We start from the raw sequence: 24,563 nt of genomic DNA, 5'->3' as shown, positions 1-24,563 counted from the left end.
CAAGCTGAGTTTCGGTGACAACGTCACCTTGTTCCAGACGTTGCATCGCGCTCTTTAATACACCGCCTGGAAAGAATCATGCCTGGCCCGCACAGTTTTCGGCAGATTCTTTCCACCAATGGACGCATGCCTGAGGTTCTTCTCGTGCCTGATATGAAGCTTTTTGCTGGTAACGCCACCCCGGAACTAGCACAACGTATTGCCAACCGCCTGTACACTTCACTCGGCGACGCCGCTGTAGGTCGCTTTAGCGACGGCGAAGTCAGTGTACAAATTAATGAAAATGTACGCGGTGGTGATATTTTCATCATCCAGTCCACTTGTGCCCCTACTAACGACAACCTGATGGAATTAGTCGTTATGGTTGATGCCCTGCGTCGTGCTTCCGCAGGTCGTATCACCGCTGTTATCCCCTACTTTGGCTATGCGCGCCAGGACCGTCGCGTCCGTTCCGCTCGTGTACCAATCACTGCGAAAGTGGTTGCAGACTTCCTCTCCAGCGTCGGTGTTGACCGCGTGCTGACAGTGGATCTGCACGCTGAACAGATTCAGGGTTTCTTCGACGTTCCGGTTGATAACGTATTTGGTAGCCCGATCCTGCTGGAAGACATGCTGCAGCTGAATCTGGATAACCCAATTGTGGTTTCTCCGGACATCGGCGGCGTTGTGCGTGCCCGCGCTATCGCTAAGCTGCTGAACGATACCGATATGGCAATCATCGACAAACGTCGTCCGCGTGCGAACGTTTCCCAGGTGATGCATATCATCGGTGACGTTGCAGGTCGTGACTGCGTACTGGTCGATGATATGATCGACACTGGCGGTACGCTGTGTAAAGCTGCTGAAGCTCTGAAAGAACGTGGTGCTAAACGTGTATTTGCGTACGCGACTCACCCGATCTTCTCTGGCAACGCGGCGAACAACCTGCGTAACTCTGTAATTGATGAAGTCGTTGTCTGCGATACCATTCCGCTGAGCGATGAAATCAAATCACTGCCGAACGTGCGTACTCTGACCCTGTCAGGTATGCTGGCCGAAGCGATTCGTCGTATCAGCAACGAAGAATCGATCTCTGCCATGTTCGAACACTAATCGAACCCGGCTCAAAGACCCGCTGCGGCGGGTTTTTTTGTCTGTAATATCCATTTGTATGACCTATGCCTCCTTCACCTGCCATTTAGTTGACAGATGATGCGCTCACGGATGAAACATTATTGTGAACAAAATATTTTCCTCACATGTGATGCCTTTCCGCGCTCTGATCGACGCTTGCTGGAAAGAAAAATATACTGCCGCACGGTTTACCCGTGACCTGATTGCCGGGATAACCGTCGGGATTATTGCTATCCCGCTGGCAATGGCGTTGGCTATTGGTAGTGGTGTGGCACCCCAGTACGGTTTATATACCGCAGCCGTTGCGGGGATTGTCATTGCTCTGACGGGTGGGTCACGCTTTAGCGTTTCCGGTCCGACTGCGGCATTTGTGGTAATTCTCTATCCCGTTTCGCAACAGTTTGGACTGGCAGGACTGCTGGTTGCGACCTTGCTGTCGGGGATCTTTTTGATTCTGATGGGGCTGGCACGCTTTGGGCGCCTGATTGAGTATATTCCGGTTTCCGTCACCTTAGGTTTCACCTCGGGTATCGGGATCACCATCGGTACCATGCAGATTAAAGATTTTCTCGGTCTGCAAATGGCCCATGTCCCGGAACATTATCTACAAAAAGTCGGCGCATTATTTATGGCGTTGCCGACCATTAATGTGGGTGATGCTGCCATTGGCATTGTGACGCTTGGCATTCTGGTTTTCTGGCCGCGTCTGGGCATTCGTTTGCCTGGTCACCTTCCGGCCTTGCTGGCTGGTTGCGCGGTGATGGGGATTGTTAACCTGCTCGGCGGACATGTTGCTACCATCGGTTCGCAGTTCCACTACGTTCTGGCCGATGGTTCTCAGGGTAACGGTATTCCGCAATTGCTGCCACAACTGGTGCTGCCGTGGGATCTACCTGATTCAGAATTCACGCTAACCTGGGATTCTATTCGCACACTGCTGCCTGCGGCATTCTCAATGGCAATGCTCGGCGCAATCGAATCTCTGCTCTGCGCCGTGGTACTGGATGGTATGACCGGAACGAAACACAAAGCGAACAGCGAACTGGTTGGACAGGGACTGGGGAATATCATCGCCCCGTTCTTTGGTGGTATTACCGCTACAGCTGCCATCGCGCGTTCTGCCGCTAACGTCCGTGCCGGGGCAACTTCCCCTATCTCGGCGGTGATCCACTCTATTCTGGTTATTCTTGCCCTGCTGGTACTGGCACCGCTGCTCTCCTGGCTGCCGCTTTCCGCCATGGCTGCCCTGCTGTTGATGGTGGCTTGGAACATGAGTGAAGCGCACAAAGTGGTCGACTTGCTGCGTCATGCGCCGAAAGATGACATCATCGTCATGCTGCTGTGCATGTCGCTGACCGTGCTGTTTGATATGGTTATTGCCATCAGCGTGGGGATCGTGCTGGCATCGCTGCTGTTTATGCGTCGTATCGCACGTATGACTCGCCTGGCACCGGTAGTCGTAGATGTTCCAGACGATGTCCTGGTACTGCGCGTTATTGGCCCGCTGTTTTTTGCTGCTGCTGAAGGCTTATTCACAGACCTGGAGTCACGTCTTGAAGGCAAACGGATTGTGATTCTGAAGTGGGATGCCGTTCCGGTACTTGATGCAGGTGGTCTTGATGCGTTCCAGCGTTTTGTGAAGCGTCTGCCCGAAGGATGTGAACTGCGCGTGTGCAACGTGGAATTCCAGCCACTGCGCACGATGGCTCGCGCAGGCATTCAACCGATCCCGGGACGCCTGGCGTTCTTCCCGAATCGTCGCGCGGCGATGGCGGATTTATAAGTACGAGATTGACCAGTCAGAGCAAACTGACTGGTCAGTAAACTGCAGTATTTGTTAGCTATGACGGCGATTATCGCTACGGCGGCAACGTTTGTCATAGTGGCGAACCCACCAGTAACGGTCGCACACCTGTTCATGCCCGCCAACACGGGCACCCGCCAGCCAGAGAATGGCACCGACGAAAATACTTAGCACTGCACCATGTGCGAAATACTGGGGCATATTAAACTGTGGTAACTGGTTGAGGATTGAATACCCCACACCGACCACCATTACCACCAGACCCAACCCCATGAGCACGTTACCGAGTAACGAAGCGTTTTTGCGTTTCATATGTCACCTCCGGAACTTTCTGGGTTGTAACAGGGAATACCCCTCTTCCTTATGTGTAAAGTATAGACAACACCCTGTGGGTTATGTGCGGGCGTGATCACAATTACAACCCTTATTTCAACAAAACCTTACAAATAAACGCCTGAACACCTTGGCTTTCTAATAGTCCACTCAGGCAATTATTGCGTTATCTGCATTTGATACGCAGTTTTTTGTCAAGCGGGGCCGCAACCAGTAAACTACGCGCCAGTTATGTACACACTCAGGACAAAAAAACGTGACGATTAAATTGATTGTCGGCCTGGCGAACCCCGGCGCTGAATACGCCGCAACGCGACATAATGCTGGTGCCTGGTTCGTTGACTTACTGGCAGAGCGATTGCGCGCTCCGCTGCGCGAAGAGGCTAAATTCTTTGGTTATACTTCGCGAGTCACCCTTGGAGGCGAAGATGTCCGCCTGTTAGTCCCGACTACATTTATGAATCTCAGCGGCAAAGCCGTTGCGGCGATGGCCAGTTTTTTCCGCATTAATCCGGACGAAATTCTGGTGGCCCACGACGAACTGGATCTGCCTCCTGGCGTCGCCAAATTTAAGTTGGGCGGTGGCCATGGTGGTCACAATGGACTGAAAGACATCATCAGTAAATTGGGTAATAACCCTAACTTTCACCGTTTACGCATCGGAATCGGTCATCCAGGCGATAAAAATAAAGTTGTCGGTTTTGTGTTAGGCAAACCGCCTGTTAGTGAACAGAAGTTAATTGATGAAGCCATCGACGAAGCGGCGCGTTGTACTGAAATGTGGTTTACAGATGGCTTGACCAAAGCAACGAACCGATTGCACGCCTTTAAAGCGCAATAAGTCGTTGTCTGCGGCATTTTTGTCGAGTGCCGTGTATAATAGGCAAAATTATTTCCATTTCTGCAATCTGTTAGCAATAACAGGTTGATTATTAAGATATTAAGGTGATTTAAATCATGGGATTCAAATGCGGTATCGTCGGTTTGCCCAACGTCGGGAAATCTACCCTGTTCAACGCGCTGACCAAAGCCGGTATTGAAGCGGCCAACTTTCCATTCTGCACCATCGAGCCGAACACAGGCGTCGTACCAATGCCTGACCCTCGCCTGGATCAACTGGCTGAAATCGTAAAACCGCAGCGTACGCTTCCCACGACCATGGAATTTGTCGATATCGCCGGTCTGGTAAAAGGCGCATCGAAAGGCGAAGGTCTGGGTAACCAGTTCCTGACCAACATCCGTGAAACCGAAGCGATCGGTCACGTTGTTCGCTGCTTTGAAAATGACAACATCATTCACGTTTCCGGCAAAGTTAACCCGGCGGATGATATTGAAGTTATCAACACCGAACTGGCGCTGGCAGACCTCGACACCTGCGAACGTGCGATTCATCGCGTACAGAAGAAAGCCAAAGGTGGCGATAAAGACGCGAAAGCCGAGCTGGCGGTACTGGAAAAATGCCTGCCCCAGCTGGAAAACGCAGGTATGCTGCGCGCGCTGGATTTAAGCGCTGAAGAGAAAGCGGCTATTCGTTACCTGAGCTTCCTGACGCTGAAACCAACAATGTACATCGCCAACGTCAACGAAGACGGTTTTGAAAACAACCCGTATCTTGACCAGGTGCGTGAAATCGCAGCGAAAGAAGGTTCTGTTGTAGTTCCGGTTTGTGCTGCTGTTGAAGCAGACATTGCCGAACTGGACGACGAAGAACGTGACGAGTTTATGCAGGAGCTTGGGCTGGAAGAGCCGGGCCTGAACCGTGTAATCCGTGCCGGTTATAAGCTGCTGAACCTGCAAACTTACTTCACCGCTGGGGTGAAAGAAGTACGTGCATGGACCATTCCGGTTGGTGCAACCGCGCCGCAGGCCGCTGGCAAAATCCATACTGATTTTGAAAAAGGCTTTATCCGTGCACAAACCATCTCGTTTGAAGATTTCATCACTTACAAAGGTGAACAAGGCGCGAAGGAAGCAGGCAAAATGCGTGCAGAAGGCAAAGATTACATCGTTAAAGATGGCGATGTGATGAACTTCCTGTTCAACGTCTAATTCCGCTAATACTACTCTGGCGGTTAATAACGAGCCATTATGTGAGTTGCACGTAATGGCTTTTTTACGCCTGCTACGCGTCTTCTTTCAATTCTGAGTTACCAAAACTCATAATCAGACTCCTGACAATATTAACAATGCAGCTTTTATGTGATAACAATCACAGTGCATTAACCGTTCAAGAGTTTGTCATGAAAAAAACATTTACCTTCAGCCTGTTAGCAATTGTCTTTGCAAGCCTGTTGAGTGCTTGTGTTCCCCACCATCATCACCGCCACAGCGATGGCCCTCGTGGTCCTGCGCCCTCCGGTAAGCCAATGCCACCTTCAAATGGTGGACCAAATCACGGCAGTCATGGTCGCTATTAATTAGCAATTCATAGCGGGAAAGTACATACTCTCCCGCTATCCACGGCGCTTAAACTGCCCTGCATCAATGCCATGTTGCTTCATTTTCCGCCACAGCGTAGTGCGGCCGATTCCAAGTAAAGCCGACATTTCCTGAATGCGACCGCCTGTGACCTGGGCTGCGTTAATAATTGCCTCTTTTTCAACTTCCGCAAATGACAGACTGGTGGAAAGGCGGGTGGCGCTGACATCATCTGTCGCCTGCTCGGTAAACAGATGTTCAGGTAAATCACTGACGCGAATGCGCCCGTTATCACTACTCAGAGCAAGATTCTCGATGACGCTGTAAAGTTCAAAATCGTTGCCTGGCCATGCACAAGAAACCAGGCGAGCGAGGGCATCGTCATCAATTTTCAGCCGCGTAGAGAAGCGTTTTTCAAGGCTGCGTAATTTGTTATTCACCAGCGCCGGAATGCTGCCACGCCGCATACGCAGAGGCGGGATGGTAATTTCAAATGCATGCAGCGCGTAATACAGCTGGCGACTAAAGCGATTTTGTTCCACCAGCATTGCCAGGTCCGCGGTCGTTGTGGCAATCACTTTGACATCAATGGGTATTAAACGCCGCGCATCCAGTCGCGTGATAACACCCTGCTTGATAACCTGAAGCAAAGCAGACTGTAACTCCACCGCCAGATATTCAATCTTTTCAAGAAACAGCGTGCCGCCGTGCGCCAGTTCCAGCCGACTCAGACGGCCATTTTCATTATCCGTGCGATCGCCACCAATAAATTCTTCCGCCAGCGCCGCATCACCATATAACTCACAATTGACGGCGATATAAGGCCCCGCTGCACGCTCACTTTCATTATGAATTGCCTGACTTAGCAGTGCCTTGCCCACACCCTCTTCTCCACAAAGCAGGACAGGAAAGCTACTGCGCGCCGCCTGGCGACCAAAATGAATCAAGCGGCGGGTTTGCGGATCGTCCTGTGGCATATGAGCGAAGGTATGGCTGACTTTTCCTAATTGACTGGTCATTAACTGCCGCATCTGTTCCACAGGATGGAGCAACAAAATAAAGCTGGTTCCCTGCGTTTCTATTATCGGTTTAAGGGTTATCACCGCATCAATAAACTGGTGCTGACTTTCAAAGGTTGCTTCTACGTGTTTGAGCGGATGTGCCTGTTTTATTGCTTGTTGCAATACGGCGGGTAACGTTAAGAGTTCAGTGATTGCTCGTCCCTGACTTGCCGTCGCGTCAAGGCGCAAGACTCGCGCCGCCTGGGCATTGATAAATTGCAAATTACCCTGCTCGTCCCAGCTAATCACGCCATCATCCATACTTTCTAACAGGGCATTAAGTTGATTTAAATGGCGGTTAGTTTCAGCGAGCAAACTGTCCGTCAGCAGTAAATTTCCGACCTCGCGTGCGATTGCCAACGTCAACGGCAAATCAGCTGCGGTAGTTTGTTCAACCGGACACGCCAGCGCTATTGTTCCCGTCAATCGGCCCTTGCTGTCAAACAACGGCGTTGCACAAAAGGCCCAGTTCCAGAGTGCCTGTTTGAAATGTTGATCGGCCATCGTTTTCACGGCCTGACCAGAGATAGCCGCTAACGATAGCGCACAAGTACCAATAATTCCCTCGGCGCAATACGTGCCGTCATTGAATCCCAGTGCACTTAGCTGCTGCAAGGTTTGCGGATCGCCATTACGGCTGAGAATGCAGGCGGTTTCATCGAGGATAAGCAGCGCACACGCTCGCGGTGCCATGTATTCCCAGGCATCTTCCAACGCAGCCTGCCCGAGCGTCAGCATCGCTTTCTTACGCCGATAAATAGACGCAAATGTCACGCCCTGGGCCTGGTGTGGTACGTTCCATGTCTCCCGTTTCATCAGCTTATTGCATCTCTCCCAGGAGGTTGCAATTAAGGGAGATATGCCCCGACCATCGTTGTTAAAAGCGCCACTCATATCCCGCATCCCTTATGACAAAAGGTGTTCCGGCTCGCAATTTTTAGTATTAATACACGTAAAAGTTTCAATATGGAACATTCATTAAAGCATATGTTTCACTATGAAACATAATTTGGGCTAATTTTCTTTTCCCTTGCCTGATGCACAATGGATTCATCGGCAGTCAGTGGTCGCCGTGTCGTTGAACATCATCCATGCCCTACCGTAATTGCTGGAGCAAAATAATGAAAAAATTGATCAATGATGTGCAAGACGTACTGGACGAACAACTGGCAGGACTAGCGAAGGCGCATCCATCGCTGACACTGCATCAGGATCCGGTGTATGTCACCCGAGCTGATGCCCCCGTTGCAGGAAAAGTCGCCCTGCTGTCGGGTGGCGGCAGCGGACACGAGCCGATGCATTGTGGTTATATCGGTCAGGGGATGCTTTCTGGGGCCTGTCCGGGCGAAATTTTCACCTCACCGACGCCCGATAAAATCTTTGAATGCGCCATGCAAATTGATGGCGGCGAAGGTGTACTGTTGATTATCAAAAATTACACCGGCGATATTCTTAACTTCGAAACAGCAACCGAGTTACTGCACGATAGCGGCGTAAAAGTGACCACTGTGGTCATTGATGACGACGTTGCAGTAAAAGACAGTCTTTATACCGCCGGGCGGCGCGGCGTTGCCAACACCGTATTAATTGAAAAACTCGTAGGTGCAGCGGCGGAGCGTGGCGACTCACTGGACGCCTGTGCGGAACTGGGGCGTAAGTTGAATAATCAAGGCCATTCAATAGGTATCGCTCTCGGTGCCTGTACCGTTCCTGCCGCGGGCAAACCTTCTTTTACCCTGGCGGATAATGAGATGGAGTTTGGCGTCGGCATTCATGGTGAGCCAGGTATTGACCGCCGCCCCTTCTCTTCCCTTGATCAAACCGTCGATGAAATGTTCGACACCCTGCTGGAAAATGGCTCATACCATCGCACTTTGCGTTTCTGGGATTATCAACAAGGCAGCTGGCAGGAAGAACCACAAACCAAAAAACCGCTCCAGTCTGGCGATCGGGTGATTGCGCTGGTTAACAATCTTGGCGCAACTCCGCTTTCTGAGCTGTACGGCGTCTATAACCGCCTGACCACACGTTGCCAGCAAGCGGGATTGACTATCGAACGTAATTTAATTGGCGCGTACTGCACCTCACTGGATATGACCGGTTTCTCAATCACCTTACTGAAAGTTGATGACGAAACGCTGGCACTCTGGGACGCCCCGGTCCACACCCCGGCCCTTAACTGGGGTAAATAAGGAGAAAACAATGTCACTGAGCAGAACTCAAATTGTTAACTGGCTTACTCGTTGTGGCGATATTTTCAGCACCGAGAGCGAGTATCTTACTGGACTGGATCGCGAGATTGGCGACGCTGACCACGGGCTAAATATGAACCGAGGCTTTAGCAAAGTGGTGGAAAAACTCCCTGCTATCGCAGATAAAGATATCGGTTTCATTCTCAAGAATACCGGCATGACGCTACTTTCCAGCGTTGGAGGTGCCAGTGGTCCGCTGTTCGGTACCTTCTTTATCCGCGCCGCACAGACAACCCAGGCACGGCAAAGCCTGACGCTGGAAGAGCTTTATCAGATGTTCCGCGATGGCGCGGACGGCGTAATCAGTCGCGGTAAAGCCGAACCTGGCGATAAAACCATGTGTGATGTCTGGGTGCCGGTGGTGGAATCGTTACGTCAGTCCTGCGAGCAAAATCTCTCTGTTCCGGCGGCCCTCGACGCTGCCAGTAGCATCGCCGAATCCGCTGCACAAAGTACGATTACGATGCAAGCCCGCAAAGGCCGCGCCAGTTATCTCGGTGAACGCAGTATTGGTCACCAGGATCCCGGCGCAACCTCGGTGATGTTTATGATGCAAATGTTGGCGTTAGCCGCAAAAGAGTAAGGAATTGGTGATGGTAAACCTGGTCATAGTTTCACATAGCAGCCGACTGGGAGAAGGTGTCGGTGAATTAGCCCGTCAGATGTTAATGAGTGATAGTTGTAAAATCGCCATTGCCGCGGGAATTGACGATCCACAAAATCCCATTGGTACCGATGCCGTCAAAGTGATGGAGGCCATCGAATCTGTTGCCGATGCCGACCATGTGCTGGTCATGATGGATATGGGAAGCGCATTATTGAGTGCTGAAACTGCGCTGGAATTGCTGGCTCCCGAGATCGCCGCAAAAGTACGTTTGTGTGCTGCGCCGTTGGTCGAAGGTACACTGGCAGCAACGGTCAGCGCGGCCTCGGGGGCGGATATCGACAAAGTTATCTTTGACGCCATGCATGCGCTGGAAGCCAAACGTGAACAACTGGGTTTACCGTCCTCCGACACTGAAATCTCTGACACATGTCCTCCGTACGATGAAGAAGCCCGTTCTCTGTCGGTGGTCATAAAAAACCGTAACGGCCTGCATGTACGTCCGGCCTCCCGACTGGTTTATACCTTATCGACATTTAATGCCGATATGTTGCTGGAGAAAAACGGCAAATGCGTTACACCGGAGAGTATTAACCAGATTGCGTTACTACAAGTTCGCTATAACGATACGCTGCGCCTGATTGCGAAAGGACCAGAAGCTGAAGAGGCACTGATCGCCTTCCGTCAGCTGGCTGAAGATAACTTTGGTGAAACGGAGGAAGTTGCTCCACCTACTCTGCGTCCCGTTCCGCCTGTTTCGGGTAAAGCCTTTTATTATCAACCTGTTTTATGTACGGTACAGGCAAAATCAATCCTGACCGTGGAAGAAGAACAAGAACGATTACGCCAGGCCATTGACTTCACGTTATTAGATCTGATGACGTTAACAGCGAAAGCAGAAACCAGCGGGCTTGACGATATTGCCGCAATCTTTTCTGGTCACCATACACTGTTAGATGATCCGGAACTGCAGGCGGCGGCAAGCGAACTCCTTCAGCATGAACATTGCACGGCGGAATATGCCTGGCAACACGTTCTTAAAGAACTTAGCCAGCAATACCAACAGCTGGATGATGAATATCTACAGGCTCGCTATATCGATGTGGACGATCTTCTGCATCGCACCCTGGTCCACCTGACCCAAACGAAAGAAGAACTCCCGCAGTTTAACTCACCAACTATTCTACTGGCGGAGAACATTTATCCCTCCACAGTACTGCAACTGGATCCAGCGGTTGTAAAAGGTATCTGCCTTAGCGCCGGAAGTCCGCTATCCCACAGTGCCCTAATCGCCCGTGAACTGGGAATTGGCTGGATTTGCCAGCAGGGTGAGAAACTGTATGCGATACAACCAGAAGAAACGCTAACGCTGGACGTTAAAACGCAACGTTTCAACCGTCAGGGTTAAACCACCGTTCGGATGGCATCATTCTGATGTCATCCGGCAATTTACTCTGCACTGATGTTTTTAACTACCTGTTATATTTTTCACCAAATTATGATGATTTTTCTTCGCTAATCGCGAACCCAACGTCGCTGGCTGGCTAATAAACAGACGTTATTTAATCACTCTATTTCGCCGTTATTTATCCCTTTAATTCCCTTTTCTAAAATGTCTGTCAGTTCGCAGAATGTGATTTCGATCATGCAGCTAGTGCGATCCTGAACTAAGGTTTTCTGATACTTGAATACCGTTTTATTCGGTTTCGCCAAAGGAGAATGATTGATGAAATCCCCCACCCCTTCTCGCCCGCAAAAAATGGCGTTAATTCCAGCCTGCATCTTTTTGTGTTTTGCTGCGCTATCGGTGCAGGCAGAAGAAACATCGGTAACGCCACAGCCGCCTGATATTTTATTAGGGCCGCTGTTTAATGATGTGCAAAACGCCAAACTTTTTCCGGACCAAAAAACCTTTGCCGATGCCGTGCCGAACAGCGATCCGCTGATGATCCTTGCTGATTATCGGATGCAGCAAAACCAGAGCGGATTTGATCTGCGCCATTTCGTTAACGTCAATTTCACCCTGCCAAAAGAGGGCGAGAAATATGTTCCGCCAGAGGGGCAGTCACTGCGCGAACATATTGACGGACTTTGGCCGGTATTAACGCGTGCTACCGAAAATACCGAAAAATGGGATTCTCTGTTACCGCTGCCGGAACCTTATGTCGTGCCGGGCGGACGTTTTCGCGAGGTATATTACTGGGACAGTTACTTCACCATGTTAGGACTTGCCGAAAGCGGTCACTGGGATAAAGTCGCGGATATGGTGGCCAATTTTGCTCATGAAATAGACACTTACGGTCATATTCCCAACGGCAACCGCAGTTACTATTTAAGCCGCTCGCAGCCGCCCTTCTTTGCCCTGATGGTAGAGTTACTGGCGCAACATGAAGGCGACGCCGCGTTGAAGCAATACCTGCCGCAAATGCAAAAAGAATATGCTTACTGGATGGACGGTGTTGAAAACCTGCAAGCCGGACAACAGGAAAAACGCGTTGTCAAACTTCAGGATGGTACCCTTCTCAACCGCTACTGGGACGATCGCGATACGCCACGACCAGAGTCATGGGTGGAAGATATTGCCACCGCCAAAAGCAATCCGAATCGACCTGCCACTGAAATTTACCGCGATCTGCGCTCTGCCGCTGCGTCTGGCTGGGATTTCAGCTCGCGCTGGATGGACAATCCGCAGCAGTTAAATACCTTACGCACCACCAGCATCGTACCGGTCGATCTGAACAGCCTGATGTTTAAAATGGAAAAAATCCTCGCCCGCGCCAGCAAAGCTGCCGGAGATAACGCGATGGCAAACCAGTACGAAACGCTGGCGAATGCCCGTCAAAAAGGGATCGAAAAATACCTGTGGAACGATCAACAAGGCTGGTATGCCGATTACGACCTGAAAAGTCATAAAGTGCGCAATCAGTTAACCGCGGCCGCCCTGTTCCCGCTGTACGTCAATGCGGCAGCGAAAGATCGCGCCAACAAAATGGCGACGGCGACGAAAACACATCTGCTGCAACCCGGCGGCCTGAACACCACGTCGGTGAAAAGTGGACAACAATGGGATGCGCCAAACGGCTGGGCACCGTTGCAGTGGGTCGCGACAGAAGGATTACAAAACTACGGGCAAAAAGAGGTGGCGATGGACATTAGCTGGCACTTCCTGACCAATGTTCAGCACACCTATGACCGGGAGAAAAAGCTGGTGGAAAAATATGATGTCAGCGCCACCGGAACGGGGGGCGGCGGTGGCGAATATCCATTACAGGATGGCTTTGGCTGGACCAATGGCGTGACGCTGAAAATGCTGGATTTGATCTGCCCGAAAGAGCAACCGTGTGACAATGTTCCGGCGACGCGTCCACTCAGTGAATCAACAACACAACCGCTAAAACAAAAAGAGGCGGAACCTACGCCTTAACTTTACTGTATATCGAGCAATGCCATTACATGCATAAAATTGGCATTGCTCTTTCTTCACCACGAAATACCACTCTTTCTACGGTCTATGCCTTTATTTTCTTTTATTAGAGAAGATTTTAATTTTATTTTATCAACTTGTTAATCATTACACCTCTATTTATATTTTCCCCCACTCCCCATTCTCCCTGACAATTTTCTTGTGGAACAAAGTGTTATTTAAGCAACAAGCAAATCATTCTGTCTCTTTAGACAAATTTTGACATCAAACATGATCTTTTTCGCTATATGTGTAAGTATATAGCGGTTTTAATTATCAGGATATTACTTATGTCACTAACCAGACGGAGGTTTACACAGATTCTTGCGTCGACATTGTTCCTGCATCATCTGCCGTCCTTTGCACAATCAGTCAAATTCTGGGCCTCACTGACGCTTCCCGAAGCCCAAAACATTACACGCATCGTCAGCGCAGGCGCGCCCGCCGATTTACTATTGCTGGCTGTCGCGCCAGAAAAAATGGTCGGTTTTTCCTCTTTTGATTTTGCCCGTCAGGCATTAATTCCATTGCCAGAGCACATTCGCCAGTTCCCCAGGCTGGGACGACTCGCCGGGCGCGCCAGCACACTCTCGCTGGAAGGGCTTATGGCGTTACATCCCGATTTGGTCGTTGATTGCGGCAATACGGATGAAACCTGGATCTCCCAGGCACGGCAGGTTAGCGAACAGACACAAATACCCTGGTTATTGCTTAACGGGAAACTGGAACAATCAGCAGAACAGTTAACAACGCTTGGCAAAACGTTAGGCGAAGAGCACCGCGCCACAGAACAAGCCAATCTCGCCAGCCGCTTCGTTGGTGAAGCTCAGGCATTCGCCACCTCACCCGCCGCTAACCTCAGCTTTTATGCTGCGCGCGGTCCTCGAGGGCTGGAAACGGGCTTACAGGGTTCGTTGCATACCGAGGCGGCGGAATTATTAGGTTTGCATAACGTCGCGCAAATAGCCGATCGCCACGGTCTGACACAGGTTTCCATGGAAAATCTCCTGCGCTGGCAGCCGGATATTATTCTGGTTCAGGAGGCCGTTACTGCAGATTTTATTCGTCGTGATCCTCTCTGGCAGGGCGTGAAAGCGGTTGCGGAACAACGCATCTTATTTTTAAGTGGCCTGCCCTTTGGCTGGCTGGATGCCCCGCCGGGAATCAACCGTCTTCTGGGATTACGCAGACTTCACGCCTGGCTGGATCCCGCCATCAATCGTCAGTTTAAAAGTGACATGCAGCATTATGCCCAACTGTTCTGGCATTGTTCACTCAGTGACGCCGACTATCAAAAATTGGTGGCGAGCTAATGAGAACCGTAAACGGATGTATTTTGCTGCTGGCAGCTATCAGTATCACTTTTGCCGCCGTAAGTGGGGCTTATCATCTCGATATGCAGCAACTGCTGGCGCTCATTCTTCGTCAAGAAAATGTTCCTGTGCAGGAACAAATTGTCTTCTGGCAAATCCGCGTGCCGCGTATTCTTGCTGCGCTGTTTCTGGGCGCGGCGCTGGCAGGGGCCGGAACCACCTATCAGGGAATGTTCCGTAATCCCTTAGTGTCACCGGATATTTTAGGCGTCTCCGCCGGTGCCGGACTTGGTGCCTGCGCGGCAATCCTGTGGGGATTATCCATTGTTTACATCCAGCTGTACGCATTTTGCGGCGGGCTGATGGTGGTCGCGGGCGTCTGGTTGATTACGCGTCGGGTAACCCGCCACGATCCGATCTTAACCCTGGTGCTGGTAGGCATTGCGTTAGGCACGTTGTGCGGAGCGGGGATATCGCTAATAAAAACGCTGGCCGATCCTTACACCCAGTTACCGTCAATTACCTTCTGGTTGCTGGGAGGACTGTCCACCGTGACCTTACGCGATCTCTGCTATGCTGCACCGATCATTCTCATAGGCTCCTTGCCCCTGTTTTTTCTCCGCTGGCGCATGAATTTACTCACACTTTCCGACGACGAAGCCCGTTCGCTGGGACTGAACGTGACACGTCTGCGCTTTGGATTGATTGTCTGCGCCACACTAATCACCGCCAGCACGGTAGCAATAGCGGGCATAATTGGTTGGGTCGGCCTGGTCGTTCCGCACATTGCCCGCTTGTTGACCGGTCATAACCATCAGCAGCTGTTGCCCATGGCAATGTGTACTGGCGCGATTCTGCTCCTGCTTACCGATACGCTGGCACGCAGCATTGGAACAACAGAAATCCCACTTGGCATTCTGACCGCTTTTGTTGGTGCACCGTTTTTCCTGTTTTTGTTGTTACGCGGAGGTCGCCAGTGACTTTGCTTGCCGTCCGTCATGCGTCTCTGGGTTACTCCCGCCATCCGGTGCTACGCGACGTGTCCTTCACCCTGTCGCAAGGAACAATTTGTTGTCTGTTAGGAGCCAATGGTTGCGGCAAAACCACACTCATGCGCTCCATTCTTGGCGTTATACCGTTATTAAAAGGCGAGATCTTACTGGATAGCCTCCCTGTGCAGACACTCAGCCATCGCCAGCGCGCGCAGGCTATTGCCTGGGTGCCGCAGGCGCACGACGGCATTTTTGCTTTTAGTGTGCTGGATATGGTGTTGATGGGCCTGGCCCCCACCATAGGCGCTTTTTCCGTTCCCGGTAAGCAAGAACGCCTGAAAGCAACGGAGCAACTGGAAAAGCTGGGCATTTTGCATCTGGCGACACGACGCTGGAATACGCTTAGCGGCGGTGAACGTCAGCTGGCTTTAATCGCCCGTGCACTCGTCCAGCAACCGCGCTTGTTATTACTGGATGAGCCTGCCTCCAGCCTCGATTTCGGTCATCAGATCCAACTACTGGACACGCTGGCGCAGCTCAAAAATAACGGCATGACAATGCTAATGTCGACTCATCATCCGCTCCATGCCAACGCCATTGCCGACAGCATTATCCAGGTAGAGCCAGATGGACGAGTAACACAAGGCTTACCGACCGAACAGTTAACAACGAAAAAACTGGCTGCCCTGTACCGGGTTTCTGCCGACCAGATTCACCATCACCTCTCTGCAATTAAGCACTAAGGAAAAATCATGCTCATTGACGATATTGATTTTGCAGACCTTTACCTTCAGCAACTCAGGCTGGCCCATCGCACAGAAAAAACGCCGGATCACTGGGATCAACGGGCGGAAAAAATGGCGGAAAATTGCGCCTCGCCTACGGACAGCTACCTGCAACAACTGACCGCTAAAATTGATCTGCAAGGCGCGCAAACCTTATTCGATATGGGCTGCGGACCGGGTACCGTATCGCTGGCGCTGGCTGACAAACTCACGACGATTTATGGCGTTGATTACAGTCAGGGGATGCTGAACGTTGCCGCCCGCCGCGCCGCCGCGCTAAAGGCAGACAATGTCCACTGGATCCAGCGCGCATGGGAAGAGGACTGGAGTGACCTGCCACGCTGCGATATTGCCGTGGCTTCCCGCTCTACTCTGGTGGCTGATATGCGCCAGGCAATGAGCAAACTGAATAATCAGGCACGGCTTCGCGTCTATACGACTCATCTGGTCAGCACCTCGTTCGTCTCTCCAGCCATTCAGCGGGCGGCTGGTCGGGAAGTGATCGAATTACCCAACTATATCTTTGCGCTCAACGTCCTGTATCAGATGGGAATTTATGCTCACGTTGATTTTATCCGTGGACAAAATTGCCAACAGGATAACAGCACCTGGGAACGTTTTGAGCAGAACGTCAGCTGGAGTCTTGGCGCGCTTAACGACGATGAGCGTGAGCGGTTATATCACTGGTATCAACAACAAGATGCTCGTGCCCTCGCCCCTGCCAGCCGCGACTGGGCGCTCATCTGGTGGGATAGCGTACCGCAGGAGGCACTGCGATGATTTTCCTTTCTCAGGCACAAATCGATGCGTTACTTCTGGAAGATATCCAGGGCGGTGACCTGACCACGCGAGCATTAAATATTGGACACCAGCATGGCTATATAGAGTTTTTTCACCGTCAGGGCGGCTGCGTCAGCGGAATTTCTGTCGCGTGTAAGATGTTAACTACGCTGGGATTAACTATTGATGACGCAGTCAGCGACGGTTCACAAGCGAACGCGGGTCAGCGGCTAATCCGTGCGCAAGGTAATGCCGCAGCACTTCATCAGGGATGGAAGGCAGTCCAGAATGTGCTGGAGTGGAGTTGCGGTGTTTCTGATTATCTCGCTCAAATGCTGGCGTTACTTCGTGAACGTTACCCTGATGGCAATATCGCCTGCACCCGAAAAGCAATTCCGGGCACCCGCTTACTGGCCTCGCAGGCAATTCTGGCTGCCGGAGGACTGATTCATCGTGCCGGATGTGCGGAAACCATATTATTGTTTGCCAACCACCGTCATTTTCTTCATGACAATCAGGACTGGTCAGGCGCAATCAATCAGTTACGTCGCCACGCACCCGAGAAGAAAATAGTTGTTGAAGCCGACACGCCGAAAGAGGCAATCGCCGCGTTACGCGCGCAACCAGACGTACTTCAGCTCGACAAATTTAATCCGCAACAGGCAACTGAAATTGCGCAAATAGCACCGTCGCTGGCTCCTCACTGCACGCTGGCTCTGACCGGCGGAATTAATCTGACAACGCTCAAAAATTACCTCGACTGCGGCATTCGCCTTTTTATTACCTCCGCGCCTTATTACGCGACACCAGCTGACATTAAAGTCAGTCTGCAACCCGCAGCCTCTATTTAATTCTTTGTTAAACGGAATTTATTCTATGAGACTCAAAAAACGTTATCTCTGCACAGCATTATCACTTGCCTTTACCCAGCAGGCCGTAGCGGCTCAGGAGAGTGACACGCTGACCGTATGGTCCAGTCCGGTATCATCGACGACGACCACCGTTCTCGATCAACCCACCATGAAGGCCCTGGATAAACAGAATGTCGCTCAGGCATTAAGTGTCGTCCCCGGCGTGGTGCTGCAAAAGTCAGGTAGCCGCAACGAAGAACAGGTCAAAGTTCGTGGCTTTGATAGTCGTCAGGTGCCAGTCTATTTCGACGGTGTGCCCATTTATGTTCCCTATGACGGCAACCTCGATCTGGCGCGGATTCTGACCAACAATTTGGGGGCAGTTGAAGTTTCCAAAGGGTATTCGTCGCTGCTTCAGGGGCCTAATCAGATGGGCGGAGCCATTAATATCACCACCCAGAAGCCAACAAAACCTCTGGAAGCAAATCTGGGATATCGCCAGGGATGGAGCCGTAGCCAGGACAATGCCTACGATATGCATGCTTCATTTGCCGCCAGCAGCGATCTGGGGTATTTGCAAGTCAGCGGTAGCCAGCTAAAGCAGGATTTTCTCGGCCTGCCGCATGGTGTAAATAATGATATTGCAGGCAAACACGGCAAGATGATTAATTCATCGGCTGATGATAAACGCGGCATTGTGAAGCTCGGTTTTACACCACGCGAAAACGATGAATACACATTGACTTACATTAAGCAGGATGGTGAAAAAGATAACCCGCCATACAGTGGAAATAGTGGTCAAAAATCACGCTACTGGCAGTGGCCAGAGTATGACAAAGAAAGTTTTTATTATCAGGGAACGACCCAACTAAACGATCGTTTTACCCTGAAAAGTCGGCTGTATCGCGACACCTTTGAAAATACGCTAATGATGTACAACTCGCTGGCTGATTTGAAAAATAAAAAAGGCAGCTACAGCCATTATTCCGATTACAGCGACGGTGCCGGGTTACAACTGGCAGCCGATGTGCGTGAAAACGATCTGCTGTCGTTTGCCGTTAACTGGAAAGATGACGTACACCGGGAAAAAGGTGCGCCACACGCCGCTTACGATCGCTATGAAGATCGTACCTGGTCGCTCGCCAGTGAATATCAATGGGCTGCTGCCGATAATGTCGATGTCGTGGCTGGAATCAGCTATGACTGGCGCGATAGCGTAGAAGCGAAAAAACATGAGAAAGATGGCAGTATCACCCATTATGACGACAACAATCAGTCAGCTTTTAACTGGCAGGTGATGGGGAAATACCACTTTGCCAATGAAGACACGCTGGCGCTTTCGTACTATGACCGCACACGCTTTCCGACGCTGAAAGAACGCTATACCACGTCCAAACCTGCGTATAACCAGATAGCGATTGTTAACCCGCAGCTCAAACCGGAACGCGCGCGCGGGGTGGATTTAACCTGGAATGGTGCCTTCACGCACGACTGGGGGTTTGAGGTCAGCGTTTACTATAACCGGGTGAGTGATGCCATCCTCTCGCACAATATCGATGCCGATACCATTCAAAATCAGAACAGCGGCACGGTGGATTACAGCGGTCTGGATGCCGGTATTAAGGGGAAAATCAGCAATATACTGGATGTAGGATTGAGCTACGCCCTGATCCACGCTGACGCCAAACGCAAAGACATCGGCAAGATAACCGATCTGCCAACGCAGACAATGACCGCATGGATGACTCTCAAACCGTGGGAGCCGTTAAGCGTAACGCTGTCGGAAGAGGCGCGTTCCTCCAGCTACAGCAACAGTGACGGTTCACAAAAAGCCGCCGGTTTTGCGGTGACTCACATTCGAGCCGATTACACCTTAGGTCATGGCTTCAGCGTCAATGCGTCGGTCAATAACCTGTTTGATACCAAATATGCCTACAGTGAAGGGTTTATTGAAGAAGGTCGCAATTTCTGGGCAGGTATCGAGTATACGTTCTGATGTGAAAACGGATAGCGGCATCTGTATCGCTATCCGCCTTATGAAAATCTTATTCTCTTCGCAGAAGGCGGAATACGCCCAGCACCAGGATAGCGCCCACCACCGCCACCAGGAAGCTGTGCAAATTAAAACCGCTGATGGTGCCGCCAATGCCAAACATGGTCGCCAGCCAGCCGCCGACCACCGCACCGACTATCCCAAGAATACAGGTCAGGAAAAATCCACCACCATCACGCCCCGGCATGATTAGCTTGGCGATAATGCCGGCTATCAGGCCAAAAATAATCCAGGCAATAATTCCCATGTTCAGGCCCTCATTTCGATGAATCGGACGCAAGAAATGCTTACGTCAACGCTCTAAGTATAGGCAAGGGCGGGATCGATGCTGGGCGTATGTCGGCTGATTTAAGAACGACATGTAAAAAATATTCACGCATTTGTATTAAGTTTTGTTAACTGTGACCGATAAACCTAAGACAGTTTGTCAGTCAGGAGTTTTTCCGCGTGAGTCATTACCATGAGCAGTTCCTGAAACAAAATCCGTTAGCCGTCCTGGGCGTGTTACGCGATTTGCACAAAGCCGCAATTCCTTTGCGTATTAGCTGGAATGGCGGGCAGCTGATCAGCAAAATACTGGCAATAACTCCGGATAAACTGGTGCTGGATTTCGGCAGTCAAGCCGAAGATAACAACGCTGTGTTAAAGGCGCAGCACATTACCATTACCGCCGAAACCCAGGGCGCGAAAGTCGAATTTACTGTTGAACAACTACAGCAGAGTGAATACTTGCAGCTTCCGGCATTTATTACCGTACCGCCTCCCACCTTGTGGTTTGTACAACGACGCCGATATTTCCGCATCTCCGCCCCACTCCATCCGCCTTATTTTTGCCAGACCAAACTGGCGGATAACAGTACGTTACGTTTCCGCCTGTATGATTTATCGTTAGGCGGCATGGGCGCATTACTGGAAACAGCAAAGCCTGCCGGATTGCACGAAGGCATGCGCTTCGCTCAGATTGAAGTCAACATGGGGCAATGGGGTGTTTTTCACTTTGACGCCCAGTTAATCTTCATCAGCGAGCGCAAAGTGATTGATGGCAAGAATGAAACCATCACCACTCCCCGTCTGAGCTTCCGTTTTCTTAACGTCAGCCCGACGGTGGAGCGGCAATTACAGCGGATTATTTTCTCTCTCGAGCGAGAAGCCCGGGAGAAAGCGGACAAAGTGCGCGACTGATTTACATCGCGTCCAGTGCCTGCTCAAGTTTGTAGATATAGCGCGGAGCCTGCGGCGCAGGATGATTTCGCGCTACGTGATCGAGGAACTCGTCAGCATCCAGATCGTTGATTTTGCTGATCGCCTTTTTCCGATCTGACGAGAAAGTCCGTAGCAGCGCACCTGCCCCGTTAGCATATGACACCACCAGCGCATATTGCAGTACCTTCGGATCTTCAATGCCTGCCAGCGGGCCGGTTTCCAGAATATTCAGGTAAGCCGCTCCCATTGAAATATTACGCTCCGGATTTTTCAGCTCGCTGGTCGTCGGCTCACCACTCCAGCCCATACGACGATATACATCACGTCCGGAGGTTGAAGCTTTTATCTGCATCAAACCAATGGCATTCGATTTACTCACCGCGTTCGGATTACCACCCGATTCGATAGCGATAATCGCCGTGATCAATTGTGGATCGACGCCCCAGGCTGCACCGGCTTTCTGGCTTATTGGCATCCACTGCATCGCACGTTGCACCGGAACTTTCGCGTTCCACGGCGGGTTCGTATAGTCATGCTTTGATGAACAACCCGCTAATAACACAATCAAAAAGGCAAACCATCTCAATTTCACTTCTTCTATCCTTATAGCCTGGAATCGCCGTTGAGGTGACAACGGCACACCTAAGCGGCATGATATACATTTCGTTTCTGTTGTCAGCAAGGAATTGCCATGTCTCTGTTTCACTTAATTGCCCCATCGGGTTACTGCATTAAACAGCACGCCGCGCTGCGTGGTATCCAGCGCCTTACCGACGCGGGGCATCAGGTCAATAACGTCGAGGTTATTGCCCGTCGTTGTGAGCGTTTTGCGGGTACGGAAACGGAGCGTCTGGAAGATCTCAATTCCCTTGCCAGACTGACCACCCCCAACACCATCGTGCTGGCTGTACGCGGCGGTTACGGTGCCAGTCGTTTACTGGCAGATATTGACTGGCAGGCACTGGTGGCTCGCCAACAACATGACCCGTTGCTCATTTGCGGACATAGCGATTTTACCGCCATTCAGTGCGGTCTTCTGGCGCAAGGCAATGTCATCACCTTTAGCGGCCCCATGCTGGTAGCAAACTTTGGCGCGGATGAACTAAATGCCTTTACCGAGCACCACTTCTGGCTGGCGTTACGCAATGAAACCTTCACCATTGAATGGCAAGGGGAAGGCCCGACATGTCAGACCGAAGGCACGCTGTGGGGAGGCAATCTTGCGATGCTAATTTCACTGATTGGTACACCGTGGATGCCGCAAATCGAAAACGGTATTCTGGTGCTGGAAGATATTAACGAGCATCCTTTCCGCGTCGAACGTATGCTGTTGCAGCTCTATCATGCTGGAATTTTGCCACGTCAGAAGGCGATTATTCTCGGTAGCTTTAGCGGCAGCACGCCTAATGATTATGACGCAGGTTACAACCTGGAGTCAGTATACGCGTTTTTGCGTTCCCGCCTGTCGATTCCACTCATTACCGGCCTCGATTTTGGTCATGAACAACGTACGGTAACGCTGCCGTTGGGCGCACAAGCCATGCTTAATAACACCCAGGAAGGCACTCAGTTGACGATTAGCGGTCATCCTGTTCTTAAAATGTAAAAAAATCACGCTTCAGGGCTAAGTAAAACGCTGTCTCTGCCGCTAATATGGTAGGGTTTATATAAGAGACAGCGTAATCAGGAGTAACCGACCGTTGGATGCCACAACAATAATTAGCCTTTTCATCTTAGGATCCATCCTTGTCACCAGCAGTATATTACTTAGTTCATTTTCTTCCCGTCTTGGCATTCCTATTCTGGTTATTTTTCTGGCGATCGGCATGCTGGCTGGAGTCGATGGCGTCGGCGGTATCCCGTTTGATAATTACCCCTTCGCCTACATGGTAAGTAACCTGGCGCTGGCGATTATTTTGCTCGACGGCGGAATGCGCACTCAGGCCAGTTCCTTTCGTGTGGCGTTAGGACCGGCACTGTCGCTGGCGACGCTGGGCGTGCTTATCACCTCTGGTTTAACCGGCATGATGGCGGCGTGGCTGTTTAATCTTGATTTGATTGAAGGCTTATTAATCGGCGCTATCGTCGGCTCCACCGATGCTGCAGCGGTCTTTTCTCTGCTGGGTGGTAAGGGGCTTAACGAACGTGTTGGCTCGACGCTGGAAATTGAATCCGGCAGTAATGATCCAATGGCGGTCTTTCTGACGATTACCCTGATTGCGATGATCCAGCAACATGAAAGCAGTGTCAGTTGGATGTTCGTGGTCGATATTCTGCAGCAATTTGGCCTCGGGATTGTCATCGGTCTTGGCGGTGGTTATTTACTGCTGCAAATGATTAATCGCATCGCCCTGCCCGCCGGTTTATATCCATTGCTGGCATTAAGCGGCGGTATTTTAATTTTTGCTTTAACCACGGCGCTGGAAGGCAGCGGTATTCTGGCTGTTTATCTGTGCGGTTTTCTGCTGGGTAATCGGCCGATTCGCAACCGCTACGGCATCCTGCAAAATTTCGACGGCCTCGCCTGGCTGGCGCAAATCGCCATGTTCCTGGTGCTGGGGCTGTTGGTTAACCCAAGCGATCTGCTACCTATTGCCATTCCGGCGCTCATTTTGTCCGCATGGATGATTTTCTTCGCCCGTCCTCTTTCGGTATTTGCCGGATTGCTACCATTCCGTGGCTTCAATCTGCGTGAGCGCGTGTTTATCAGCTGGGTGGGATTACGCGGCGCGGTGCCGATTATTCTGGCCGTGTTCCCGATGATGGCGGGGCTGGAGAATGCACGTCTGTTCTTTAATGTCGCCTTCTTTGTGGTTCTGGTTTCACTGCTCTTGCAGGGAACATCACTCTCGTGGGCGGCGAAAAAAGCCAAAGTGGTGGTTCCGCCCGTCGGACGTCCGGTGTCACGCGTTGGCCTGGATATTCATCCGGAAAATCCGTGGGAGCAGTTTGTTTATCAATTGAGTGCCGATAAATGGTGCGTGGGCGCGGCACTGCGCGATTTGCATATGCCAAAAGAGACGCGTATTGCGGCACTGTTTCGTGATAACCAGCTGCTTCATCCTACCGGCAGCACCCGACTGCGCGAAGGCGATGTATTGTGTGTAATTGGTCGGGAACGCGATCTTCCGGCGCTCGGTAAACTGTTCAGCCAGTCGCCACCGGTCGCGCTGGATCAACGCTTCTTTGGTGACTTCATTCTCGAAGCCAGCGCCAAATATGCTGATGTTGCGCTGATATATGGCCTGGAAGACGGGCGAGAATATCGTGATAAGCAGCAAACGCTGGGTGAAATTGTCCAGCAGTTGTTAGGCGCGGCACCGGTTGTCGGTGACCAGGTAGAGTTTGCCGGGATGATCTGGACGGTGGCCGAGAAAGAAGATAATGAAGTGTTGAAGATTGGCGTACGGGTGGCTGAAGAGGAAGCTGAATCTTAAATTTAATGCAGCATCTATCGCCGGATGCGATGCTTTACTGACCGCAGCCTGAGCCTGTAATAAACTTGTCATTTCCTGATTTTGATATGTTCATTCCAACA

At 51.1% G+C, this 24,563-nt stretch carries 22 protein-coding genes; 18 read left to right on the top strand and 4 right to left on the bottom strand.

Features of this window, described 5'->3' with window-relative positions; genetic code table 11:
• Nucleotides 1-144: 144 nt before the first annotated feature.
• Together prs and dauA are read left to right on the top strand one after the other, a co-directional pair.
• The gene (gene prs, locus ACJHX7_RS02600; RefSeq protein WP_001298109.1) at nucleotides 145-1,092 is read left to right on the top strand and encodes a ribose-phosphate diphosphokinase; all 948 of its coding nucleotides are present in this window, start codon (nucleotides 145-147) and stop codon (nucleotides 1,090-1,092) included.
• Between the two features lie 124 nt (nucleotides 1,093-1,216).
• Complete coding sequence (gene dauA / locus ACJHX7_RS02595) at nucleotides 1,217-2,896, top strand: C4-dicarboxylic acid transporter DauA (RefSeq protein ID WP_001033344.1); 1,680 nt, start codon at nucleotides 1,217-1,219, stop codon at nucleotides 2,894-2,896.
• Between the two features lie 54 nt (nucleotides 2,897-2,950).
• Here dauA and ychH read toward each other — a convergent pair whose 3' ends face one another.
• On the bottom strand, nucleotides 2,951-3,229 hold the full coding sequence (ychH, locus tag ACJHX7_RS02590) for a stress-induced protein YchH (RefSeq protein WP_000823885.1): 279 nt from the start codon (nucleotides 3,227-3,229) through the stop codon (nucleotides 2,951-2,953).
• 277 nt (nucleotides 3,230-3,506) lie between these two features.
• Here ychH and pth point away from each other — a divergent pair, with 277 nt between their 5' ends.
• The 3 genes from pth (at nucleotide 3,507) to ACJHX7_RS02575 (ending at nucleotide 5,667) form a co-directional block, all read left to right on the top strand.
• A complete protein-coding gene (gene pth / locus ACJHX7_RS02585; RefSeq protein WP_000152933.1) occupies nucleotides 3,507-4,091 on the top strand; it encodes an aminoacyl-tRNA hydrolase in 585 nt (194 codons plus the stop codon).
• Nucleotides 4,092-4,207: 116 nt separating this feature from the next.
• The gene (gene ychF, locus ACJHX7_RS02580; RefSeq protein ID WP_000505866.1) at nucleotides 4,208-5,299 is read left to right on the top strand and encodes a redox-regulated ATPase YchF; all 1,092 of its coding nucleotides are present in this window, start codon (nucleotides 4,208-4,210) and stop codon (nucleotides 5,297-5,299) included.
• 191 nt (nucleotides 5,300-5,490) lie between these two features.
• A complete protein-coding gene (locus ACJHX7_RS02575) occupies nucleotides 5,491-5,667 on the top strand; it encodes a hypothetical protein (protein ID WP_001311636.1) in 177 nt (58 codons plus the stop codon).
• A gap of 36 nt (nucleotides 5,668-5,703) precedes the next feature.
• Here the strand turns inward: ACJHX7_RS02575 and dhaR are convergent, their stop codons facing one another.
• Nucleotides 5,704-7,623, bottom strand: coding sequence for a dihydroxyacetone kinase operon transcriptional regulator DhaR (gene dhaR / locus ACJHX7_RS02570; protein WP_032171149.1), 1,920 nt, complete (start codon nucleotides 7,621-7,623; stop codon nucleotides 5,704-5,706).
• A 227-nt stretch (nucleotides 7,624-7,850) separates the two neighbouring features.
• On the opposite strand from dhaR, the gene dhaK reads away from it, so the two are divergent.
• The 10 genes from dhaK to ACJHX7_RS02520 all read left to right on the top strand — a co-directional run bounded on the left by dhaK (nucleotide 7,851) and on the right by ACJHX7_RS02520 (nucleotide 19,765).
• Nucleotides 7,851-8,921, top strand: coding sequence for a dihydroxyacetone kinase subunit DhaK (dhaK, locus tag ACJHX7_RS02565; protein ID WP_024239990.1), 1,071 nt, complete (start codon nucleotides 7,851-7,853; stop codon nucleotides 8,919-8,921).
• A 10-nt stretch (nucleotides 8,922-8,931) separates the two neighbouring features.
• On the top strand, nucleotides 8,932-9,564 hold the full coding sequence (gene dhaL, locus ACJHX7_RS02560) for a dihydroxyacetone kinase subunit DhaL (protein ID WP_012602321.1): 633 nt from the start codon (nucleotides 8,932-8,934) through the stop codon (nucleotides 9,562-9,564).
• A 10-nt stretch (nucleotides 9,565-9,574) separates the two neighbouring features.
• A complete protein-coding gene (dhaM, locus tag ACJHX7_RS02555) occupies nucleotides 9,575-10,993 on the top strand; it encodes a dihydroxyacetone kinase phosphoryl donor subunit DhaM (RefSeq protein WP_015674646.1) in 1,419 nt (472 codons plus the stop codon).
• 318 nt (nucleotides 10,994-11,311) lie between these two features.
• Entirely contained in the window at nucleotides 11,312-13,009 is a 1,698-nt protein-coding gene (treA, locus tag ACJHX7_RS02550; protein ID WP_077516777.1) for an alpha,alpha-trehalase, read from the top strand.
• 329 nt (nucleotides 13,010-13,338) lie between these two features.
• Nucleotides 13,339-14,361, top strand: coding sequence for an iron ABC transporter substrate-binding protein (locus ACJHX7_RS02545; protein WP_000060138.1), 1,023 nt, complete (start codon nucleotides 13,339-13,341; stop codon nucleotides 14,359-14,361).
• Nucleotides 14,361-15,341 carry a FecCD family ABC transporter permease gene (locus tag ACJHX7_RS02540; RefSeq protein WP_001261263.1) on the top strand — a complete coding sequence of 327 codons (981 nt, stop codon included), beginning with the start codon at nucleotides 14,361-14,363 and terminating at the stop codon, nucleotides 15,339-15,341. Before ACJHX7_RS02545 ends, ACJHX7_RS02540 begins: the two co-directional genes overlap by 1 nt.
• Nucleotides 15,338-16,096, top strand: coding sequence for an ABC transporter ATP-binding protein (locus ACJHX7_RS02535; protein WP_000173310.1), 759 nt, complete (start codon nucleotides 15,338-15,340; stop codon nucleotides 16,094-16,096). The genes ACJHX7_RS02540 and ACJHX7_RS02535 overlap by 4 nt, the downstream gene beginning before the upstream one ends.
• A 9-nt stretch (nucleotides 16,097-16,105) precedes the next feature.
• On the top strand, nucleotides 16,106-16,918 hold the full coding sequence (locus ACJHX7_RS02530; protein WP_000904007.1) for a class I SAM-dependent methyltransferase: 813 nt from the start codon (nucleotides 16,106-16,108) through the stop codon (nucleotides 16,916-16,918).
• The gene (gene modD, locus ACJHX7_RS02525) at nucleotides 16,915-17,769 is read left to right on the top strand and encodes a ModD protein (protein ID WP_000576816.1); all 855 of its coding nucleotides are present in this window, start codon (nucleotides 16,915-16,917) and stop codon (nucleotides 17,767-17,769) included. Before ACJHX7_RS02530 ends, modD begins: the two co-directional genes overlap by 4 nt.
• A 25-nt stretch (nucleotides 17,770-17,794) precedes the next feature.
• The gene (locus ACJHX7_RS02520; RefSeq protein ID WP_001308595.1) at nucleotides 17,795-19,765 is read left to right on the top strand and encodes a TonB-dependent receptor plug domain-containing protein; all 1,971 of its coding nucleotides are present in this window, start codon (nucleotides 17,795-17,797) and stop codon (nucleotides 19,763-19,765) included.
• A gap of 49 nt (nucleotides 19,766-19,814) precedes the next feature.
• Here ACJHX7_RS02520 and ACJHX7_RS02515 read toward each other — a convergent pair whose 3' ends face one another.
• Nucleotides 19,815-20,069, bottom strand: a complete 255-nt coding sequence (locus ACJHX7_RS02515) for a GlsB/YeaQ/YmgE family stress response membrane protein (RefSeq protein ID WP_001330447.1) — start codon at nucleotides 20,067-20,069, stop codon at nucleotides 19,815-19,817.
• A 200-nt stretch (nucleotides 20,070-20,269) separates the two neighbouring features.
• Here ACJHX7_RS02515 and ACJHX7_RS02510 point away from each other — a divergent pair, with 200 nt between their 5' ends.
• Entirely contained in the window at nucleotides 20,270-21,004 is a 735-nt protein-coding gene (locus ACJHX7_RS02510) for a flagellar brake protein (RefSeq protein WP_410231520.1), read from the top strand.
• A gap of 1 nt (nucleotide 21,005) precedes the next feature.
• Here the strand turns inward: ACJHX7_RS02510 and emtA are convergent, their stop codons facing one another.
• A complete protein-coding gene (gene emtA, locus ACJHX7_RS02505; protein ID WP_001295994.1) occupies nucleotides 21,006-21,617 on the bottom strand; it encodes a membrane-bound lytic murein transglycosylase EmtA in 612 nt (203 codons plus the stop codon).
• A gap of 99 nt (nucleotides 21,618-21,716) precedes the next feature.
• Here emtA and ldcA point away from each other — a divergent pair, with 99 nt between their 5' ends.
• Both ldcA and ACJHX7_RS02495 read left to right on the top strand, forming a co-directional pair.
• Complete coding sequence (ldcA, locus tag ACJHX7_RS02500) at nucleotides 21,717-22,631, top strand: muramoyltetrapeptide carboxypeptidase (RefSeq protein WP_089583361.1); 915 nt, start codon at nucleotides 21,717-21,719, stop codon at nucleotides 22,629-22,631.
• Nucleotides 22,632-22,725: 94 nt separating this feature from the next.
• Nucleotides 22,726-24,462 (top strand): potassium/proton antiporter, encoded by a 1,737-nt coding sequence (locus ACJHX7_RS02495; protein ID WP_000340206.1) that lies wholly within the window; start codon nucleotides 22,726-22,728, stop codon nucleotides 24,460-24,462.
• Nucleotides 24,463-24,563: the final 101 nt, after the last annotated feature.

The organism is Escherichia sp. WS1451 (assembly GCF_046487365.1).
Taxonomy (GTDB): domain Bacteria; phylum Pseudomonadota; class Gammaproteobacteria; order Enterobacterales; family Enterobacteriaceae; genus Escherichia; species Escherichia coli.
The sequence above is the reverse complement of the archived record's forward strand: the minus strand, read 5'-3'. Positions and strand labels throughout refer to the sequence as shown.

Bases quoted from the DNA above. Each gene is read 5' to 3' on its own strand.
- dhaM (WP_015674646.1), top strand. From the start codon at position 9,575: ATGGTAAACCTGGTCATAGTTTCACATAGCAGCCGACTGGGAGAAGGT.
- ACJHX7_RS02540 (WP_001261263.1), top strand. From the start codon at position 14,361: ATGAGAACCGTAAACGGATGTATTTTGCTGCTGGCAGCTATCAGTATC.
- ACJHX7_RS02520 (WP_001308595.1), top strand. From the start codon at position 17,795: ATGAGACTCAAAAAACGTTATCTCTGCACAGCATTATCACTTGCCTTT.
- dhaR (WP_032171149.1), bottom strand. From the start codon at position 7,623: ATGAGTGGCGCTTTTAACAACGATGGTCGGGGCATATCTCCCTTAATT.
- modD (WP_000576816.1), top strand. From the start codon at position 16,915: ATGATTTTCCTTTCTCAGGCACAAATCGATGCGTTACTTCTGGAAGAT.
- ACJHX7_RS02530 (WP_000904007.1), top strand. From the start codon at position 16,106: ATGCTCATTGACGATATTGATTTTGCAGACCTTTACCTTCAGCAACTC.
- dhaL (WP_012602321.1), top strand. From the start codon at position 8,932: ATGTCACTGAGCAGAACTCAAATTGTTAACTGGCTTACTCGTTGTGGC.
- treA (WP_077516777.1), top strand. From the start codon at position 11,312: ATGAAATCCCCCACCCCTTCTCGCCCGCAAAAAATGGCGTTAATTCCA.
- ychF (WP_000505866.1), top strand. From the start codon at position 4,208: ATGGGATTCAAATGCGGTATCGTCGGTTTGCCCAACGTCGGGAAATCT.
- ldcA (WP_089583361.1), top strand. From the start codon at position 21,717: ATGTCTCTGTTTCACTTAATTGCCCCATCGGGTTACTGCATTAAACAG.
- ychH (WP_000823885.1), bottom strand. From the start codon at position 3,229: ATGAAACGCAAAAACGCTTCGTTACTCGGTAACGTGCTCATGGGGTTG.
- ACJHX7_RS02515 (WP_001330447.1), bottom strand. From the start codon at position 20,069: ATGGGAATTATTGCCTGGATTATTTTTGGCCTGATAGCCGGCATTATC.
- ACJHX7_RS02545 (WP_000060138.1), top strand. From the start codon at position 13,339: ATGTCACTAACCAGACGGAGGTTTACACAGATTCTTGCGTCGACATTG.
- ACJHX7_RS02575 (WP_001311636.1), top strand. From the start codon at position 5,491: ATGAAAAAAACATTTACCTTCAGCCTGTTAGCAATTGTCTTTGCAAGC.
- dhaK (WP_024239990.1), top strand. From the start codon at position 7,851: ATGAAAAAATTGATCAATGATGTGCAAGACGTACTGGACGAACAACTG.